Source organism: Pedobacter mendelii (genome assembly GCF_014635725.1).
Classification (GTDB): Bacteria; Bacteroidota; Bacteroidia; order Sphingobacteriales; family Sphingobacteriaceae; genus Pedobacter; species Pedobacter mendelii.
This window is the reverse complement of the sequence record NZ_BMDJ01000001.1, coordinates 335,788-351,500: the sequence shown is the minus strand read 5'-3', so window position 1 is coordinate 351,500 and position 15,713 is coordinate 335,788. Positions and strand designations below refer to the sequence as shown.

Sequence of the window (15,713 nt, the reverse complement as noted above, 5' to 3'; positions counted from 1 at the left end):
ATATATTTGCCATTATGACCAAAGAACAAATACAGGATTTAAGAGATAGAATAACATCTCTGAGGAGGCATCTTTGACGTCGATGAGCTACTTTACGCCATTCGCGAAGAAGAAAAATTAACAATGGCGCCCGATTTCTGGGACGACCCTAAGAAGGCAGAAAAAATTCTTGCAGAAATTAGTTCAAAGAAAAAATGGACCGATGGTTTCGAAAAAACAAATAGTTCTGTAGAAGATGCTGCAGTAATGTTCGATTTTTTTCAGTCTGGAGACGCATCTGAAGAAGAATTACAAGAACAGTTCGAAAACAGTAAACAAGCAGTTGCCGATTTGGAGCTTAAGAATATGCTTCGCAATAAAGAAGATCAGCTTTCGGCAGTGATGCAAATTACAGCAGGTGCAGGCGGAACCGAAAGTTGCGATTGGGCCTACATGCTTATGCGTATGTATATGATGTGGGGCGAAAAAAATGGATACAAAATAACGGAACAGGATAGTCAGGAGGGCGATATAGCCGGAATTAAATCTGTTACGCTTCAATTCGATGGCGATTTTTCTTACGGTTTTCTGAAAGGGGAAAATGGTGTACATCGTTTGGTGCGTATTTCTCCATTTGATTCGAATGCCCGTAGACATACTTCTTTCGCATCGGTTTATGTTTACCCTTTAGTTGATGAAACGATCGAAATTTACATTAATCCGGCTGATGTTGAATTTGAAACCTTCAGAGCTGGTGGTGCAGGTGGCCAAAATGTAAATAAAGTAGAAACCGCAGTTAGGTTATACCACAAACCTTCTGGAATTGTTATTAAAAATCAAGAATCGAGATCTCAATTGCAGAATAAGGAGAATGCATTGCGATTATTAAAATCTCAACTTTATGAGGTAGAGCAGCGCAAGCGAAACGAAGAAATTGCAGCAATTGAAGGTTCTAAAAAGAAAATAGAATGGGGTTCGCAAATAAGAAGTTATGTTTTAGACGATAGAAGAGTGAAAGATCATCGTACGAACTACCAAACTTCAAACCCGCAGGCTGTTTTAGATGGTGATATAGATGAGTTTTTAAAGGCGTATTTAATGGAGTTTTAAATTAAAATTCATTTTTTAGATTTTGTATATTTGTTTTAGTACTCGACATTTAAATTTATTAAAATGGATACTTTGATTATAGAGGTGACAGATAAAAAGGCTTACAAGCTATTAATGGATTTGGAAGAATTACATTTAATCAAAGTCATAAAAAAAAGCTCTGAAAAACTTTCATCCCTTCGCCTTAAAATAAAATCGCCTATGGATAACGCTGATATAGATAAGCAATTGAATCAACTACGTGATGAATGGACCAGAGATATTTAATTGACACATCAGCAGTTATAAAATATCTTAATTCAACTTTTCCTTTAAGCGGGTTAAGATTTATGGATGTTATTTTGGATAATGAATGCATCCTATCTTTCATATCAGAAATAGAATTACAAGTTTGGAATCCTGCAAATGAGGAAGACATTGACGTTTATACAGACTTTATAGCCAATTCGGTTATTGTTGGATTAGAAAAGGAAATTATTGCTGAAACAGTTCGTGTTAGAAAATTTTATGGATTAAAACTTCCTGATGCACTTATTGCTGCAACGTGTTTAGTAAAAAATTTAACATTGATAGCGGATAATAATAAGGACTTTTTTAAAGTTCCTTTATTGAAGTGCATTAATCCATTTACTCTAAATATCTCTAGCAATGAATAGATCATTCTTGTTTACAATCTTATTGGCTATGTCTGTTTTTGTCCTTAATGCTCAACAAGTTATTCCGCTTTATTCTGGAGCAATTCCAGGGTCGAAACCTTTAGCAAATTATGCAGAGGTTACAGAAAATGGAAGTGATGGTGTTGATAGAATTAGTAAGGTTACAAACCCATCATTAACTGTTTTTCCTGTGCCTGCCAATAAGGCAAATGGAACCGCTGTAATTATCTGTCCAGGTGGTGGCTACTCAATTTTAGCGATTAACCATGAGGGTTATAACATTGCAAAACGTTTTAATGAAATTGGAATTACAGCTTTCGTTTTGAAATATCGTTTACCAAGTGATGAAATTATGGTTGATAAAACCTATGCGCTTTTACAAGATGCTGAACAAGCAATTTATCTGGTAAGAAAAGATGCAAAGAAGTTTAACATCAAACCAAATAAAATAGGGATTATGGGTCTCTCTGCTGGAGGGCATCTAGCATCAACTTTGTTAGCTCATTATGATGATATCAAAATTAATAACCCTGAAAAAATATCTTTAAAACCTGATTTTGCAGTATTGATTTATCCGGTAATTAGTTTTGAAGAATCTGTTCATGCAGGAACAATGAAAAATTTACTGGGTCCAAATCCATCTAAGGAATTGAAACATTATTTTTCTGCTGATAAGAATGTAAATAAGAAAACGCCACCAACATTTTTAGTGCATGCTAAAGATGATAAATCTGTGCCGGTAGAAAATAGTGTAATGCTAAGCAATGCATTAAAAGCAAATAAGGTTAAAACAGAAATGTTTCTATACGAAAAAGGTGGACACGGTTTCGGCTTAATTAATCCAACTTCTGATGTAGATTGGTTTACATTAATGGCCCATTGGTTGAAGAAAGAAAAGTTTTAGTCATACGACAAGGCAATTAATTCTCCTTAATTGTCTTGTCTATAACACTTAACAATCCATCTGTATAAGCATCATCAGTTAGTTCCCAAAACATAATTCCATTAAGCTTTTTATCTATAACGTATTTAGTTTTTAAAGCTATTGATTTTGGGTCATCAAAAGTAGCCATTCGGCGAGTGGTCGCATTGTAATAATAGGGCGCTTTAGCTTCATCATCCCAATAATATTTGTATCCGTTTTCTTCTGAAAATTCTGTTTTAAAATTTTTGTAAGATACGCCACTTAAAAATTTGGTGGGCTGGTATAAACCTTGGTTTGCATCGGTTGTATTCTCGAAAATTCTGGCATAAAATGCAGCTCCTAAAGCGATTTTATTTGCAGGTACGCCTAATTTAATTAATTCGTTAATGGCATAATCTGCCGAGAGCGGCAATTCTTTGGTAGAATATAATGGCGTATGATGCCCGCTTTTTGTAGCATAACCGCTCACCAAATCATAACTCATCATATTTACCCTATTAACTAAAGGCATTACTTTATCCCATTCGAAACAAGAGTCGATGCAATTTTTTGTTCCTCCGGCTGCAAAACTAATTTCTGCTTTTTTGCCAAGTTTTTTGCGCAATTCTGCTAGGAGTAAAGTAAAGTTGTGTTTATCATCTTCAGTATACCTGTGACCGGGAAAGCCTACAACCGCAGGGTATTCCCAATCAATGTCAATCCCATCAGCCTGAAAATAATCAAGCAAATTCTTAGTTGTCTTGGCGAAAGTTTTTCTTCCTTCAGCCCGGCTAAACACTTCTGAGCAGTTCTGGCAAGCGCTCCAGCCGCCCATTGCCAGCATAACTTTTAAATCGGGGTTGCGCTTTTTTAAGTCAACCATTTTTAAAATCAAGGCAGAATCTTTAGCCGAATGAATATTCATGCTATCCCCTTTCAAATGGCCGAAACTATAAATCAGGTGACTTATTTTTTCAACAGGAAAGCTATCAATAACCGTTCCTCCTCCACCAGTATAGTAGGCAATAACATTTGGTTTAAGTGATTTTTGTGCTTTTGCGGTTATCTCGAAGGATAGTAATAAAATGATTATTGCTATAACTTTATAAGTTGAAAAATAGGATATAAATTTTTTAAGCATCGGATAAATTATAAAGGTTAACTCTATGATAGTAACTGAGGTATTTATTCTTTATCGCCTTCGGCAATAATTGTTTGTAATTCATTTAGTTCAGCAACCTTTTCCGCTGCACCTGCATTTTCATAGGCTGAAATCAAATTTCTTATTACCCGGCGAATAATATCCGTATTGCTGCAAGGTCTGTAATATTCTGGCAATGCTTCTAAATTTAATTGACGCAGAAACTGATCCACATCGTGTTTGCCAAAAATATTCCCACGGTTAAAAGCATTAATGTAAAATAAAACACCGTATTCTGTACCTTCCTGTTTACTTTCATCAATAAAACCCAAAATAAAATGCTGTGGTAAATTAATGCCATATATTGGCATATCTAACCGCTGGGCAAGTGTAGAATAGATTATTGCAAGTGTAATCTGATTGCCTTTTTTACTTTCCAGAACCTGATTTAGATAAGAATTTTGAGGGTCATGATGGTTTTTTGTATTGCCACCAAAACCAAATTGTTGATATAAAACATGATTAATGAGCTTAACTTTTTCAACTGAGCTCATTTCATATTGCAAGCCCAACCAAATCTCACGTTTTATTTCTTCCAACTGAACGATGATTTTTTGTTCGTCCAAATCAGGATATTGGTAACGGTTAATAATTAAAGCGCCTTGCAATAAATCAAAAGCACCACTTAAATACCAAAGGTTTAAATCTTCTTTTACGGTATTAAATTGAATTCTATGAACGATGTTTTCAATACGCTCTTGTAAAAGTCCGTCGAAAGATTGTTCCCACGCATTTTCAAGGAAATGGATAACCTCGCCACCATATTCCAGCAACTTTTGCTCAACATGCTGATAAATTTCTTCATCAGGATCATCAAGCAACTTCACTAAAGCACTTATCTCTGTGTTATTTTCCATAAAACATACATACGTTTGCGGCGATTAATTACTTTTGCAATATATATGATAATTCAATTTATTACAGACTACATAAAACACCGTTTTACTGCAAAAACAAGGCATGGTACTCACTCGCCCTTTGTTTACAAGCTTGCAGACGAGGTAATTTACGATTTTAGTAACAAACCTGAATATAAAAATATAGAAGCACAGCGAAAAAAACTTTTTAATGACGATTCTACAATCACTGTAACTGACCTTGGAGCAGGTTCTCATCTCAATAAAAACAGAACCAAGAAGGTAAGCCAAATTGCTAAAAATGCTTTAAAAAGTCCGCGATTAGCTAAGCTTATTTATCGGTTGGCTAAAAATACTGAGCCTAAAACTGCAATAGAATTGGGAACTTGTTTGGGCATTACTTCGGCATATCTTTCAAAATCAAACCCTGAAGCTAAAATTATTACCATAGAAGGTTGTCCTGAAACTGCTGCAGTTGCAAAGGAAAATTTTAATGATTTGGGTTTAAATAATATTAAACTGCATGTTGGAAATTTTGATTTAATTTTGCCTGATATTATTGCTCGCCAGCCAACTTTAGATTTCGTTTACATTGATGGCAACCACCGTAAAGATGCAACACTGAACTATTTTAAATGGTGTTTGCCAAAAGTTACTGAAAACTCTTTAATCATTTTTGATGATATTTACTGGAGCCAGGGGATGAAAGAAGCCTGGGAAGAAATTAAAAACCATCCAGATGTTACCATAACAATAGATTTATTTTGGATAGGTTTAGTTTATTTTAAAAAAGGACAGGTGAAAGAACACTTCAAATTAAAATTTAGCCAATGAGAGCAGTACCAAAATTAATAGGTATTCAGAAACGATCTGCATTGCATATTTTGCTGTTAAGCTTCTTTGCCGGTCTTTTAATTTACGGAATTTCTTTTTTTACCGATATGAGTATTTTAACTCATATTATGTTGGGCTGGGATTTTTTCTGCCTAGTACTCATTCTTCTTCACTGGTATATGTTCTTTCATACATCTGCAGCACAAACACATTTAAAAGCAAAAATGCAGGATGAAACCAGAGGTGAAATTTTTGCTATTGTAGTTGTATCAACCTTTGCAGGCTTACTCGCCGTTGTACTGCTTTTAATCGATAAGGAAGTTAAAACACTCGATTTAATAACTGCAATATCAGGAATGTTTCTGTCATGGGCTTTGGTTCACACCACTTTTACCATGCGCTATGCCCATTTATTTTATGGTGATAGTAAAAATAAAGATGGGGGCTTAGATTTTCCTGGCAACGAAGAACCGGATTTTATAGATTTTGCTTATTTTTCTTTCGTTATAGGAATGACTTTTCAGGTTTCTGATGTAGAAATATCTTCTCGTAGAATTAGAAGACTGACGCTATTGCATAGTATAATTTCTTTTATCTTCAACACCGTTATTGTTGCATTAACCATAAATGCATTGGCTGGTTTAAGTAAATAATAAAAAATTTACTTTATGCTTAACCTCCATCCTCCTTCCAGTACCTTCCACCTTTAAGAGCCTTTTAGAGTGAGGATTCAAGAGCGGGTATCTCGACGATTCCTTTTCCCAAGTCGTCATTCCCACGCAGGTGGGAATGTTTAAGCTTTCGCATGTATTTAAACCGCTATATCATCACAAGGTTTGTCCTAGCGATACAGTAATTTGTCCTAGGCATAATTAATGTGTCTTATAATCAGTTGGTTATATTTCAAACTGATTTTTAAGTCGTATAACTTAATTTTAAGTTGTAAAACTGAAAAATAAGTTATATTTTTGATTATGGAAGAATTAACCAAAACAGAAGAGCGCGTTATGCAGGTTTTATGGAAGTTGCAAAAGGGATTTGTAAAAGATATTATCGATGAATTGGATGATGAGCCAAAGCCACCATACAATACCATTTCATCTATAGTTAGGTTACTGGAAAAAAAGGGGTACATCAATTATAAGGCCTATGGAAAAACATACGAGTACTTCCCTGCCATTACAAAAGATCAGTACGCAAAAACAACTTTTTCGAAAATGTTTTCAGGTTATTTTGATAGTTCACCTGCCAGTCTACTATCATTCATGGTTAAAGAAGAAAAATTAAGTGAAAAGGATATTGAAGAAATCAAGAAAATTATTAACCAAAATTCAGCACTATGATTTTAATTTATCTTTTAAAAGTATCAGCCTGCACGGTATTGTTCTTTATTGTTTATTATTTTCTACTTTCTAAACTTACATTTTTCAATTTGAACAGAGTTTATCTTTTATTTATGCTGGTTTTAAGTTTCACCATACCTGCATTAACAATAGAAAATCACAGGGAAATCATTACTTCCTTGCAAGAAAATTCTACAAAAGTAACTTATAGTAATAATGGTTATATGGAGCGGGATTTTGTAGATGATGTAAAAACAGCTAATGCGCCAGTAAATTGGAATAAAATATTGGAATATTGTTATTATTCAATTTCAACTATCCTTATTTGTAGAATGCTTTTTATGATGTTTCGCATCCAAATTCAATTGCGTAAACATGTGGTGAGTGAAGATGATGCAATTATTTTTGTTAACAAGAAATCAACCGTGAAAAATTGTTCTTTTTTCAACCAAATTATCGTCGATTCATCATTACAGCCGGAAGAAAAGAACCTCGTTATCAAACATGAACATATTCATATAAAACAATTACATGCTGTTGATAAACTATTAATTAATCTGGTGGCTACAATCCTTTGGTTTAACCCAATCATTTATTTCTGGCGGAATGCTATCGATGATAATCACGAATTTCTGGCGGATAGAGAAACTTCAAAAGTGACAGATAAAAAAAAGTATGCTTTTTTACTTTTAAATCTGGCTATTTCTTCAAAAAAAACAGCTATTAACACTTTTAGTAAACTCCCTTTAAAAAATAGAATTATGATGATGTACAAAGAACCAAATGTAAAGTTTCAAAAGCTCGTCTATGTAGCAGTAATACCCGTATTATTGATTTGCTGTATGGCTTTTGTGGATCGAAAAGAAATTGTTGTGGAGAAAACACTAGCAGTTAATCAAAATCAATCAATTGCTGCCCAAAAACAGAATGTTTATGACATAAATTATTTAGCTGGTTATATGATGCTTAATCCATATGTAAAGTCGGCTCTTAAAGAAGTAGAACCCGTACTAATTATTGATGCCGGGCATGTTGGTAAGATGGTGCTGCAGTTGCATTAGATGGGCAGAAGGAGAAAGACCTAAACTTAAGAGCAGTAAATATTTTGAAAGAAGAAGCGATTAAAAGAGGAATAAAAGTAATATTAACCAGAACCACTGATCAGTTTTTGTCTCTTAAAGATCGTTTACCAAATCAAGAAGCAACTGCGTTTATTTCTATCCATCATAATTCAACACTGGCAAATGGGGCAGTGCCATTCAGTGGAATCGAAGTTTATGTTTCTAAACTGAATAGCAAGATTAAGGTAACTGAAGATTTGGGTTCAGGTATTTTGAGTAAATTGAAACAGCTGAATGGTATAGAAGTAACAGATTCCTTAAAGAACGCTAACCTTTTGTTGTTAAGAGCATCTAAAGTGCCCGCTATTTTAATTGAATTTGGAAACATCTCAGAAGAAAAAACGCTCAACTATATTAATAAAGAAAAAAATATGCGTAGAATCAGCAATCTGATTTTAGATGGATTTGTCGCTTTTTCAAAACGTGGCTGCTAATTAAATTTGCATGGAATTATTAATTTACCTGCTTAAAGTAAGCACCTGTATAGCTTTGTTCTTTAGTTTTTATTTGTTGGTTTTGAGGAAGCTTACCTTCTTTAAAATTAACAGATTATACTTGCTTATTGTGTTATTTTTAAGTTTTGTAATTCCTGCAATGCAATTTAATATTGAACGGAATGTAGAAGATGAGCAATTTGTATCGCCCGTTTTTACTTCTGAAGTACCGCAATATTCAACACGGCAAGTACATCCAATTCAGATTATTCAAATGCCTGTCACAAGGCAAGAAATAGATTGGGTTGCCATAAAAATGTTTTTTAAAGATATAATGATAGATGCTGATGAAATTATCTACAACGGTAAAACTCAATTAGGCTCCGCCAAAAATATGGTAATTACACAGGTTGGTTCAGGAACAAAAATAAAAGGCTCGTATGCTAAGTTTAGTTTGAATGGAAAAGTAGAAATCTGGCAAAATGAAAATGTAGTTGTTGAGCCTTAAGTGTAAAATCACATCAAAATTTCATATTATTACTTTCCTTCTTGACATTAGCGAATTAAAATCTTCATTATTGTATATTTACATAATTCAGGAAGAAATTAAATGAAGCCTTTGCTTAAACCAATATCCCAAATCTCACTTATAATACTTGTTATCATATCTGCCTGCAAAAAAGATGATAAAAATAGTCTTGACATCGAAATTAAGGAAGAAATTTTAACCAGGTTGAACGATTTAAGAGCGAACGGATGTAAATGTGGTACTGATGTAATGCCTGCGGTAAAAAAAGTAGTATGGAATAATGCGCTAGAAAAAACAGCCAAATCACATGCAACTGATATGGTAAGCAGAAATTATTTTAGCCACATCAGTTTGGAAGGTATTCCGGCAATACAGCGTTCCAGACAGGAAGGTTATACCGGATTAAGCATTGGTGAAGTTATTGCCAGAAATTACGATACGGTAGATGGGGTTATTGAAGGCTGGAAGGCTAGTGAAAGCCATTGCAAAGCTATGATGGAGGCTGAATATGACGAAGTAGGTGCAGGAAAAACCGGCACCTACTGGGTTATGGATTTAGGTAGAAAAAATTAGCCAGCCTATTTAATTAGAATAAAAATAGATTTAGTTAAAAGAAACGGTGTAACTATTCACCCTGTGGTCTCTTCCTCCGGCGGTACTGGTTACTTCAAAACCAAACTGTACCCGGTCAATAGTTTCGTTTCCTATCCATTGTAAGTCGTTTCGTAAGTAATTCATAATGTCTTTTATATTTACATCGCCAACTAAAGAGTTACCGGTGCGTAGAAAGGAAAAGACTTGTCTGCCATTGGCATTTACCGGGCCCTTGTAAATGTTCCAGGTGTGCCCGCCAACACTTTTATTGGCAACATTAATCTGAGCAACTCCATTTGGGTATGCACTTGCAATTGGGCCAACATTACCTCTATAATTCATCCAGAGCATAATTTCATATTTATCATTATTGGTCCATACGTCATAATCTGCACCCCAAGATCCATCAGCAGGTACGGTTACATCATAATGTGAGGTTAAGCTATTTATGCTGCTTAACAACCTTTGAACCTTTCTTTCTGAATTTGGGTATGATTTTATGCCTGACGTATTTGGATGATTTGACCATATTCCCCAACTATTGCCACTGTTGGCCCAGATGCTCTGGTAGCCGGAACCGCTACCCCAAACATTATTAAAAACGGTGTAGGGTGAATATACTTTGCTTGTGTAATTGTTTGTACTATTGTCAGATGTCCAATCTGCTTTTACTTCTCCTGCGGGTTGAGGAGTTTCCTCTTTTTTGCAAGCAGCAAAAAAGAGTGTTGCAAGTGCTGCACACATTAAAATTTTTCTCATAATGGTTAATTTAATTTTTGGTTAGTAATTTTTTCTAAATCAAAAGTACTAGTAACTTATCTTACCGATAGTATGCTTTTGTTTACAAATTGGTATCTGATTGTTAACCTTTAACTTTTGATGAAATCGATTAATAATTTCTTTTAGATATGAAATTTTGATTAATTTAAGCTTTTTTGTAGTTTAAAAGCTACGTTTTTGGGAGTTTAAAAACTTGTTTATTGATCGCAAAATGAAAAAATCGCTATAATTTTTTTGCCGCGGATATATGCTGATTTTAAAACTGCTGATTTTTAATTTTTATTCCCGAAAATTTGCAAACATCAGTGGAAAATTCTACCATTAAACCGCTCCGACTAAATCAGTTAAAATTAGCGTAAATCTGCGGTTCCTTTCTGCGAACATCAATAGGAAATTTTATCAGTTAAAAAGCTTCAGCTAAACTTATATAAAATCCGCTTTGTCTTTTTTCGTTTTCTTTTTTCTCACCAATTCCATAATCTAACCGAATGCTTAATCCTTTTGCCGGGTCGAAGAAGTAACGCAATCCTCCGCCTAAATTTGGCTTAAAAGCGTCAAGAGCAAAATCAGATTTCCCCCAAACCGTTCCTGTACCTGCAAAAAGTACAGTGCCAAAACGATTATTATATCTGTAACGAAGCTCAGCTTGCAAAGCCAATAAGTTTTTATCACGATAACGACCAGTATAATAGCCCCGCATCATTTCATCATTCCCTAGTTGAGGTAACAAATAGAAAGGTGTATTGTCGCTTTGTACAGTATGGTATAAACCTTGAGTACCCAAAATAAATTTGTTGCTCAATTTCCAGAAGTTTCGAAGATTTAATTTAATCTGACTTCCGTTGAAATTATTTCCGCCAAAAAAATCGGGTGCATATTGGTAACTAATCCTTCCAAAAAAGCCTTTTGACGGGTAATTATTAGAATTTCGAGTATCGTAACTTTGAGAAACTCCGGTAAATATTACTTTTCCTCCCGTTTTTCCTAAAATAGAGGGGTCGGAAGAAAAAATACCACCAACCACCTGGTCTATAAAATCATAATTTTCAAAGCCTAGTGAAATACCTGTGTAAGCATTTCTGATAAATGTTTTTTCCAAATCAAACGCTACCTTAATTTGTTGCTGAACCAGCTTGTCTTCATCTATTTTACTGGTGTTATTGCCCAACCCATAAAAATTAAAGGGCATTTTCTTGAATCTGATTTCGCCGATGGCGTGGTAAATATTCCCCTTGCTCCAGGCATCGCCTTTTAAAGCAACGTTATATGTTTTTTTTGTTGAATAAGTTGCATTGGCCGAAAAATTTGAACTTCTGGTTAGTGTGTCTTTTCTATTTGTATAAAAAGAATAAATCGCTCCAACGCCAAACTCAAAGCCTGTTTCCTGCGAGTAGCCAAAAGCAGGGATAGGTAAGAAACTGGCTTTTCTGGTTGTATCCTTTTCATTGGAAAGCATTTTTTTTATCAGTTTCATTTGAGCCATTCCGGAGAAAGCAATTAGCAAAAGAGAAAATAAAATAGCCAGTTTTTTCATGGCGCAAAAGTAGAGTTTTTTACTCAGCTTGCTTATCCAACAGGCAATCAATTTTTTAAACACTTGATTTCGTTCATTAATATAGATAATCAGTAATTATCCATTCACACACTAATAAATTTTCTCGCGCAAACGTTAACTTAATTGCTGTATTAAGCACTACCGCTAACACAGGTAAATAGGGAGTGTTCATCCTTTAATTGTACCGTTTCATGCCGGAAAATAACCTTTCTGTACAGGAAATAGTACTATTCATGTAATTCGCTTTGATTTACCGAATCCATTACCGAATTTCATAGTTCAGTTAAGACATTAATTAAGAGTTATTTAAAAAATAAAAATTGTTCATTTTTTTTATCGGCGTTCTATTCAGTTTTCATTATGTCAATCATCACTTAAGTATTAAAATATGATTAACTGAAATCTACAATTTACCCATTATAATACGCACTTAGAATTATTATTCGCATGCCCATATATCTAAAGAAACCGTTTACAATTCATAATACTGTTTGGGCCATAATAGCCTTATTGCGTTCACTAAAGGTTAAAGTAAATAATTCGACATTGAAGGGTATTTTAGAATCGCATCCGGATTTCCCTAGCTTATCTGCTATTAAATATAATCAAACTTATAAATTTTTATTGGGAAACCTTATCCGTAACTTCATCGACTAAAGCAAATATGAATCTATTCAATCATAAGAAACAAAATTTAGAATTTGTAACGAACAAATTGGTTAAAAAGCTTAACATTAAAATAAATTTTGAAACCATCTCTCAATGTTTACAAAAACACCCAAATTATCCAAGCCTATTAGCGATTAGCGATGTATTAACCGAATTTAAGATTCCGAATCGAGCGTACCAGATAAATAAATCAAGCTACGAACCGACCCAATTATCATTTCCATTATTAGCCCACTTAAAGGAATCTGGAGGAAGATTTATCTTCATAGAGAATATTACTAGTGGAATAGTATATTTCTCTGATGAAAACAGTAAATCCGGCAAAATTTTAGAAGAAGACTTCTTGTTGGGTTGGGATGGGATATCTATCCAAGCAGAAAAAAATGTTAATAGTGGCGAGAAAAATTATTATGAAAATTTTTTAAAGTATTTCCTTAGCAAACTAAAGTTTCCATCACTAATTGTTCTGATTTCCCTAATATTTTATCTAAGTCTTAGCTATATAGATTTGCCTGGTATATTCATAATAATTTGTACTATTAAACTGATTGGTTTAGGTGTCAGTGTTTTGCTATTGATTCAAAGTATAAATTCAAACAATCCGTTTATACAGAATCTATGCGGATTATCAGGTAATAATGATTGTAATTCAATACTAAGATCAGATGAATCTAAAATAACTTCGTGGCTAAGTTGGAGCGAAATGGGTTTTTTCTATTTTGCAGGTTCACTACTTACTTTACTAATCCATTCTGGCAGTTTTGGAATAGTAATTTGGTTAAATGTTATAGCAATTCCTTATACTATTTACTCAATTCGATATCAGTTTATCAAAAATAACTGGTGCTTATTATGTTGTATCGTTCAGGTTTTACTATGGATTGAGTTTTTTGCGGCAATAACTTCTGAATCTTTCTCTAATAAAATTCATTTGCAAAACATTAGTTTCCTTACGTTAGGATTTGCCATACCTATAGTTTTGTGGGCATCTTTAAAGCCATCATTTCTTAAAGCGGAAGAGTTGAAGCTAGTTAAAGGACATCTTGAATTATTTAAATACAATAGTGAGTTATTCAAACAGAGGTTGACAGGCCAACCACGATATGCAATAAGTGATGATCTGATGCCAATTGTTTTGGGTAATTCAAACGGGGAAACAGTTATCACTATTGTCAGTAGTCCAACTTGTGGGCCGTGTAGTAAGGCGCATGAAATATTGTCTCAATGGCTTGAAATACTTGATGATTTAAAAGTAAATATACTTTTTTCAGCTGGCAGCCACAAAGTGGAAGCACGAAGTAAGGTCGCCAGACATTTAATGGAATTAGGCCAAATGGGGAATACAGAAAATTTGGTAAAAGTGTTAGCAGATTGGTATAATGGTGGTTTAAATTACGATCAATTAATAAAAAAGTATCCTGTAATAATTAACAATAAAATTGCTCAAGCGATTGAAAATCAAAAAAACTGGTGCGGCGTTGCTGAAATTATGCATACCCCAACTATTCTAATAAATGGTTACAAATTGCCTGAGCCTTACAGATTGGAGGATCTAAAATATTTAGTTATTTAGAATAAATAGCAGTGGAATATATAGATATAAAATAAAATTGCAAAAACAGGGGCAACTTGGTTGCAAACAAAATGCCTCAAAATCTAGTTCAAAAGAATGTCTGAACCGTCCAAATTGGCCTTGCGTGAATGGCTGATAAAAAAAATAAAATTAAAACCATGAGAAAACAACAAAATAGCTTTATAGGAGCTTCAAATGCATTGAGCAGAACAGAAATGAAAAATATCTTAGCGGGCTATGCTCAACCAGAGCCAAAGGACTGTAAAGATGTAGTTTGCAAAGCCGAAGATTGGTGCTGTGATGCTAAGGGTACGTGTATGTCAAGAACACAAACAACTTGCTAGGAATAGTCTTGCAATAATTGAGTATGAAGGTATATTTATCGTACCTTCATACTTATTTCAGAATTAGTTAATGTACCATGAAAATTATTTTATATATTATATTTATATTGGTCCCAATTTCCATTTTTGCTCAAGATACAAAATCTAAGGAGTTTAAAATCTATGGTATTGTAAATGCAGATACTGGAACTATAAGCATCGAAATGGCTGAAGTCAAGGAGCTTTATCCCCTTAACTTTAAAAATATTAAAGTAAATATTAAAGGTGGTAAATTCAATATTACTGGTAAAATCGATTATCCTATTTGGTGCGTATTTAGACTTGGAGATAAATATGTGTCGTCCAGTACTCCGATAGATTTTGGTAAGCAAACCATTATATTAAATTTAGATTCTAATTATCAATCACCAAAAAATAGTAATTCAATCACTGCTGAAATTGCCGGATTTGATAAATTCTTTTCAAATGCAAATAATTTGACAACTAAGTACGACATTCGATACGATAGTTTAGCAAAGATTTATAAAGATAAACTTCCAGAAGAAATTAAAATTTCATTGGCGAAGGAAAGAAGAATGGCTTTTGACAGTTATGATTCTACTATAATGGAGTACGTAAAGATAAATCCAGGCTCCTACTATGCCTTGTTTAAGTTATATCATCTTATTAATTTTGGCTACAACAAAAGATTAGGGTCCGCATATGATTATTTTTCAGTATCGCTGAAGAATTCCTCTTATGGTAAAGAACTTAATAAAAATATACTAGTTGCTAAAACCATTTCAGTTGGCGCTATTATTCCAGAATTCAAGGTGATTAACTCCAAAGGAGAGAAAATACACCCTAAGCCCTATGGCCTAAATAAGTATACATTAGTTGACTTTTGGTATAGCTCCTGTAGACCGTGTCTTAGCCAGTTCCCCGACTTAATAAAAATACGAAGTCAATACGCAAGCAAAGGTTTTGAAATTATTGGAATATCTATAGACAAGGAAAAGTATCTAAAAGACTGGGAGGATGCAATTGTTAAACATAAAATGTCATGGCCACAATATTTAGATTTAAATGGTCTAGAGGCTAAGGGTCTGAATATAAAAGTTTTCCCCACTAATTTCTTAGTGAATCAATCTGGAAGGATAATTGCAACAAATATTCTTCCTGCTGAACTTAAAAATTTTTTAACAGAAAATCTCAACTAATATATTTTAAATAAAAAGGGTGTAAAACATT

General features: G+C 33.7%; 18 protein-coding genes. 14 read left to right on the top strand and 4 right to left on the bottom strand.

The window, feature by feature from the left end:
• The first annotated feature begins 14 nt into the window (after positions 1-14).
• From prfB to IEV50_RS01565, 4 genes are all read left to right on the top strand, one after another.
• Positions 15-1,089 (top strand): peptide chain release factor 2 gene (gene prfB, locus IEV50_RS01580; protein ID WP_188411499.1). Its coding sequence is split into 2 segments (ribosomal slippage): positions 15-74 and positions 76-1,089, totalling 1,074 coding nucleotides; the frame shifts between segments, so codons are not numbered across the junction.
• A 63-nt stretch (positions 1,090-1,152) separates the two neighbouring features.
• A complete protein-coding gene (locus tag IEV50_RS01575) occupies positions 1,153-1,356 on the top strand; it encodes a hypothetical protein (RefSeq protein WP_188411498.1) in 204 nt (67 codons plus the stop codon).
• On the top strand, positions 1,338-1,745 hold the full coding sequence (locus IEV50_RS01570; RefSeq protein ID WP_188411497.1) for a type II toxin-antitoxin system VapC family toxin: 408 nt from the start codon (positions 1,338-1,340) through the stop codon (positions 1,743-1,745). The genes IEV50_RS01575 and IEV50_RS01570 overlap by 19 nt, the downstream gene beginning before the upstream one ends.
• Positions 1,738-2,649: an alpha/beta hydrolase gene (locus IEV50_RS01565; RefSeq protein ID WP_188411496.1), complete on the top strand. Its 912-nt coding sequence runs from the start codon at positions 1,738-1,740 to the stop codon at positions 2,647-2,649. The genes IEV50_RS01570 and IEV50_RS01565 overlap by 8 nt, the downstream gene beginning before the upstream one ends.
• Positions 2,650-2,665: 16 nt before the next feature.
• On the opposite strand, the gene IEV50_RS01560 is transcribed toward IEV50_RS01565, so the two are convergent.
• Together IEV50_RS01560 and IEV50_RS01555 are read right to left on the bottom strand one after the other, a co-directional pair.
• Positions 2,666-3,790: a glycoside hydrolase family 18 protein gene (locus IEV50_RS01560; protein WP_188411495.1), complete on the bottom strand. Its 1,125-nt coding sequence runs from the start codon at positions 3,788-3,790 to the stop codon at positions 2,666-2,668.
• 44 nt (positions 3,791-3,834) lie between these two features.
• Positions 3,835-4,707, bottom strand: a complete 873-nt coding sequence (locus tag IEV50_RS01555; RefSeq protein WP_188411494.1) for a transglutaminase-like domain-containing protein — start codon at positions 4,705-4,707, stop codon at positions 3,835-3,837.
• Positions 4,708-4,752: 45 nt separating this feature from the next.
• Here IEV50_RS01555 and IEV50_RS01550 point away from each other — a divergent pair, with 45 nt between their 5' ends.
• From IEV50_RS01550 to IEV50_RS01520, 7 genes are all read left to right on the top strand, one after another.
• On the top strand, positions 4,753-5,541 hold the full coding sequence (locus tag IEV50_RS01550) for an O-methyltransferase (RefSeq protein WP_188411493.1): 789 nt from the start codon (positions 4,753-4,755) through the stop codon (positions 5,539-5,541).
• Positions 5,538-6,194 (top strand): DUF1345 domain-containing protein, encoded by a 657-nt coding sequence (locus IEV50_RS01545; RefSeq protein WP_188411492.1) that lies wholly within the window; start codon positions 5,538-5,540, stop codon positions 6,192-6,194. The genes IEV50_RS01550 and IEV50_RS01545 overlap by 4 nt, the downstream gene beginning before the upstream one ends.
• Before the next feature lie 321 nt (positions 6,195-6,515).
• On the top strand, positions 6,516-6,884 hold the full coding sequence (locus IEV50_RS01540; protein WP_188411491.1) for a BlaI/MecI/CopY family transcriptional regulator: 369 nt from the start codon (positions 6,516-6,518) through the stop codon (positions 6,882-6,884).
• A gap of 113 nt (positions 6,885-6,997) precedes the next feature.
• Positions 6,998-7,945, top strand: coding sequence for a M56 family metallopeptidase (locus IEV50_RS01535; protein ID WP_188411490.1), 948 nt, complete (start codon positions 6,998-7,000; stop codon positions 7,943-7,945).
• A 44-nt stretch (positions 7,946-7,989) separates the two neighbouring features.
• Complete coding sequence (locus IEV50_RS01530; RefSeq protein WP_229746584.1) at positions 7,990-8,439, top strand: N-acetylmuramoyl-L-alanine amidase family protein; 450 nt, start codon at positions 7,990-7,992, stop codon at positions 8,437-8,439.
• A 10-nt stretch (positions 8,440-8,449) separates the two neighbouring features.
• Positions 8,450-8,947: a hypothetical protein gene (locus IEV50_RS01525; protein ID WP_188411489.1), complete on the top strand. Its 498-nt coding sequence runs from the start codon at positions 8,450-8,452 to the stop codon at positions 8,945-8,947.
• 102 nt (positions 8,948-9,049) lie between these two features.
• Entirely contained in the window at positions 9,050-9,541 is a 492-nt protein-coding gene (locus IEV50_RS01520) for a CAP domain-containing protein (protein ID WP_188411488.1), read from the top strand.
• A gap of 30 nt (positions 9,542-9,571) precedes the next feature.
• Here the strand turns inward: IEV50_RS01520 and IEV50_RS01515 are convergent, their stop codons facing one another.
• Positions 9,572-10,321: a GH12 family glycosyl hydrolase domain-containing protein gene (locus IEV50_RS01515; RefSeq protein WP_188411487.1), complete on the bottom strand. Its 750-nt coding sequence runs from the start codon at positions 10,319-10,321 to the stop codon at positions 9,572-9,574.
• A 424-nt stretch (positions 10,322-10,745) separates the two neighbouring features.
• Complete coding sequence (locus IEV50_RS01510) at positions 10,746-11,876, bottom strand: BamA/TamA family outer membrane protein (RefSeq protein ID WP_188411486.1); 1,131 nt, start codon at positions 11,874-11,876, stop codon at positions 10,746-10,748.
• 685 nt (positions 11,877-12,561) lie between these two features.
• On the opposite strand from IEV50_RS01510, the gene IEV50_RS01505 reads away from it, so the two are divergent.
• From IEV50_RS01505 to IEV50_RS01495, 3 genes are all read left to right on the top strand, one after another.
• The gene (locus tag IEV50_RS01505) at positions 12,562-14,139 is read left to right on the top strand and encodes a vitamin K epoxide reductase family protein (protein WP_188411485.1); all 1,578 of its coding nucleotides are present in this window, start codon (positions 12,562-12,564) and stop codon (positions 14,137-14,139) included.
• A gap of 158 nt (positions 14,140-14,297) precedes the next feature.
• Entirely contained in the window at positions 14,298-14,483 is a 186-nt protein-coding gene (locus tag IEV50_RS01500; RefSeq protein WP_188411484.1) for a hypothetical protein, read from the top strand.
• A 77-nt stretch (positions 14,484-14,560) separates the two neighbouring features.
• Complete coding sequence (locus tag IEV50_RS01495) at positions 14,561-15,682, top strand: TlpA family protein disulfide reductase (protein WP_188411483.1); 1,122 nt, start codon at positions 14,561-14,563, stop codon at positions 15,680-15,682.
• Positions 15,683-15,713: the final 31 nt, after the last annotated feature.

Coding starts and splice junctions, on each gene's coding strand:
- IEV50_RS01575 (WP_188411498.1), top strand. CDS start 1,153: ATGGATACTTTGATTATAGAGGTGACAGATAAAAAGGCTTACAAGCTA.
- IEV50_RS01570 (WP_188411497.1), top strand. CDS start 1,338: ATGGACCAGAGATATTTAATTGACACATCAGCAGTTATAAAATATCTT.
- IEV50_RS01565 (WP_188411496.1), top strand. CDS start 1,738: ATGAATAGATCATTCTTGTTTACAATCTTATTGGCTATGTCTGTTTTT.
- IEV50_RS01560 (WP_188411495.1), bottom strand. CDS start 3,790: ATGCTTAAAAAATTTATATCCTATTTTTCAACTTATAAAGTTATAGCA.
- IEV50_RS01555 (WP_188411494.1), bottom strand. CDS start 4,707: ATGGAAAATAACACAGAGATAAGTGCTTTAGTGAAGTTGCTTGATGAT.
- IEV50_RS01550 (WP_188411493.1), top strand. CDS start 4,753: ATGATAATTCAATTTATTACAGACTACATAAAACACCGTTTTACTGCA.
- IEV50_RS01545 (WP_188411492.1), top strand. CDS start 5,538: ATGAGAGCAGTACCAAAATTAATAGGTATTCAGAAACGATCTGCATTG.
- IEV50_RS01540 (WP_188411491.1), top strand. CDS start 6,516: ATGGAAGAATTAACCAAAACAGAAGAGCGCGTTATGCAGGTTTTATGG.
- IEV50_RS01535 (WP_188411490.1), top strand. CDS start 6,998: ATGCTGGTTTTAAGTTTCACCATACCTGCATTAACAATAGAAAATCAC.
- IEV50_RS01525 (WP_188411489.1), top strand. CDS start 8,450: ATGGAATTATTAATTTACCTGCTTAAAGTAAGCACCTGTATAGCTTTG.
- IEV50_RS01520 (WP_188411488.1), top strand. CDS start 9,050: ATGAAGCCTTTGCTTAAACCAATATCCCAAATCTCACTTATAATACTT.
- IEV50_RS01515 (WP_188411487.1), bottom strand. CDS start 10,321: ATGAGAAAAATTTTAATGTGTGCAGCACTTGCAACACTCTTTTTTGCT.
- IEV50_RS01510 (WP_188411486.1), bottom strand. CDS start 11,876: ATGAAAAAACTGGCTATTTTATTTTCTCTTTTGCTAATTGCTTTCTCC.
- IEV50_RS01505 (WP_188411485.1), top strand. CDS start 12,562: ATGAATCTATTCAATCATAAGAAACAAAATTTAGAATTTGTAACGAAC.
- IEV50_RS01500 (WP_188411484.1), top strand. CDS start 14,298: ATGAGAAAACAACAAAATAGCTTTATAGGAGCTTCAAATGCATTGAGC.
- IEV50_RS01495 (WP_188411483.1), top strand. CDS start 14,561: ATGAAAATTATTTTATATATTATATTTATATTGGTCCCAATTTCCATT.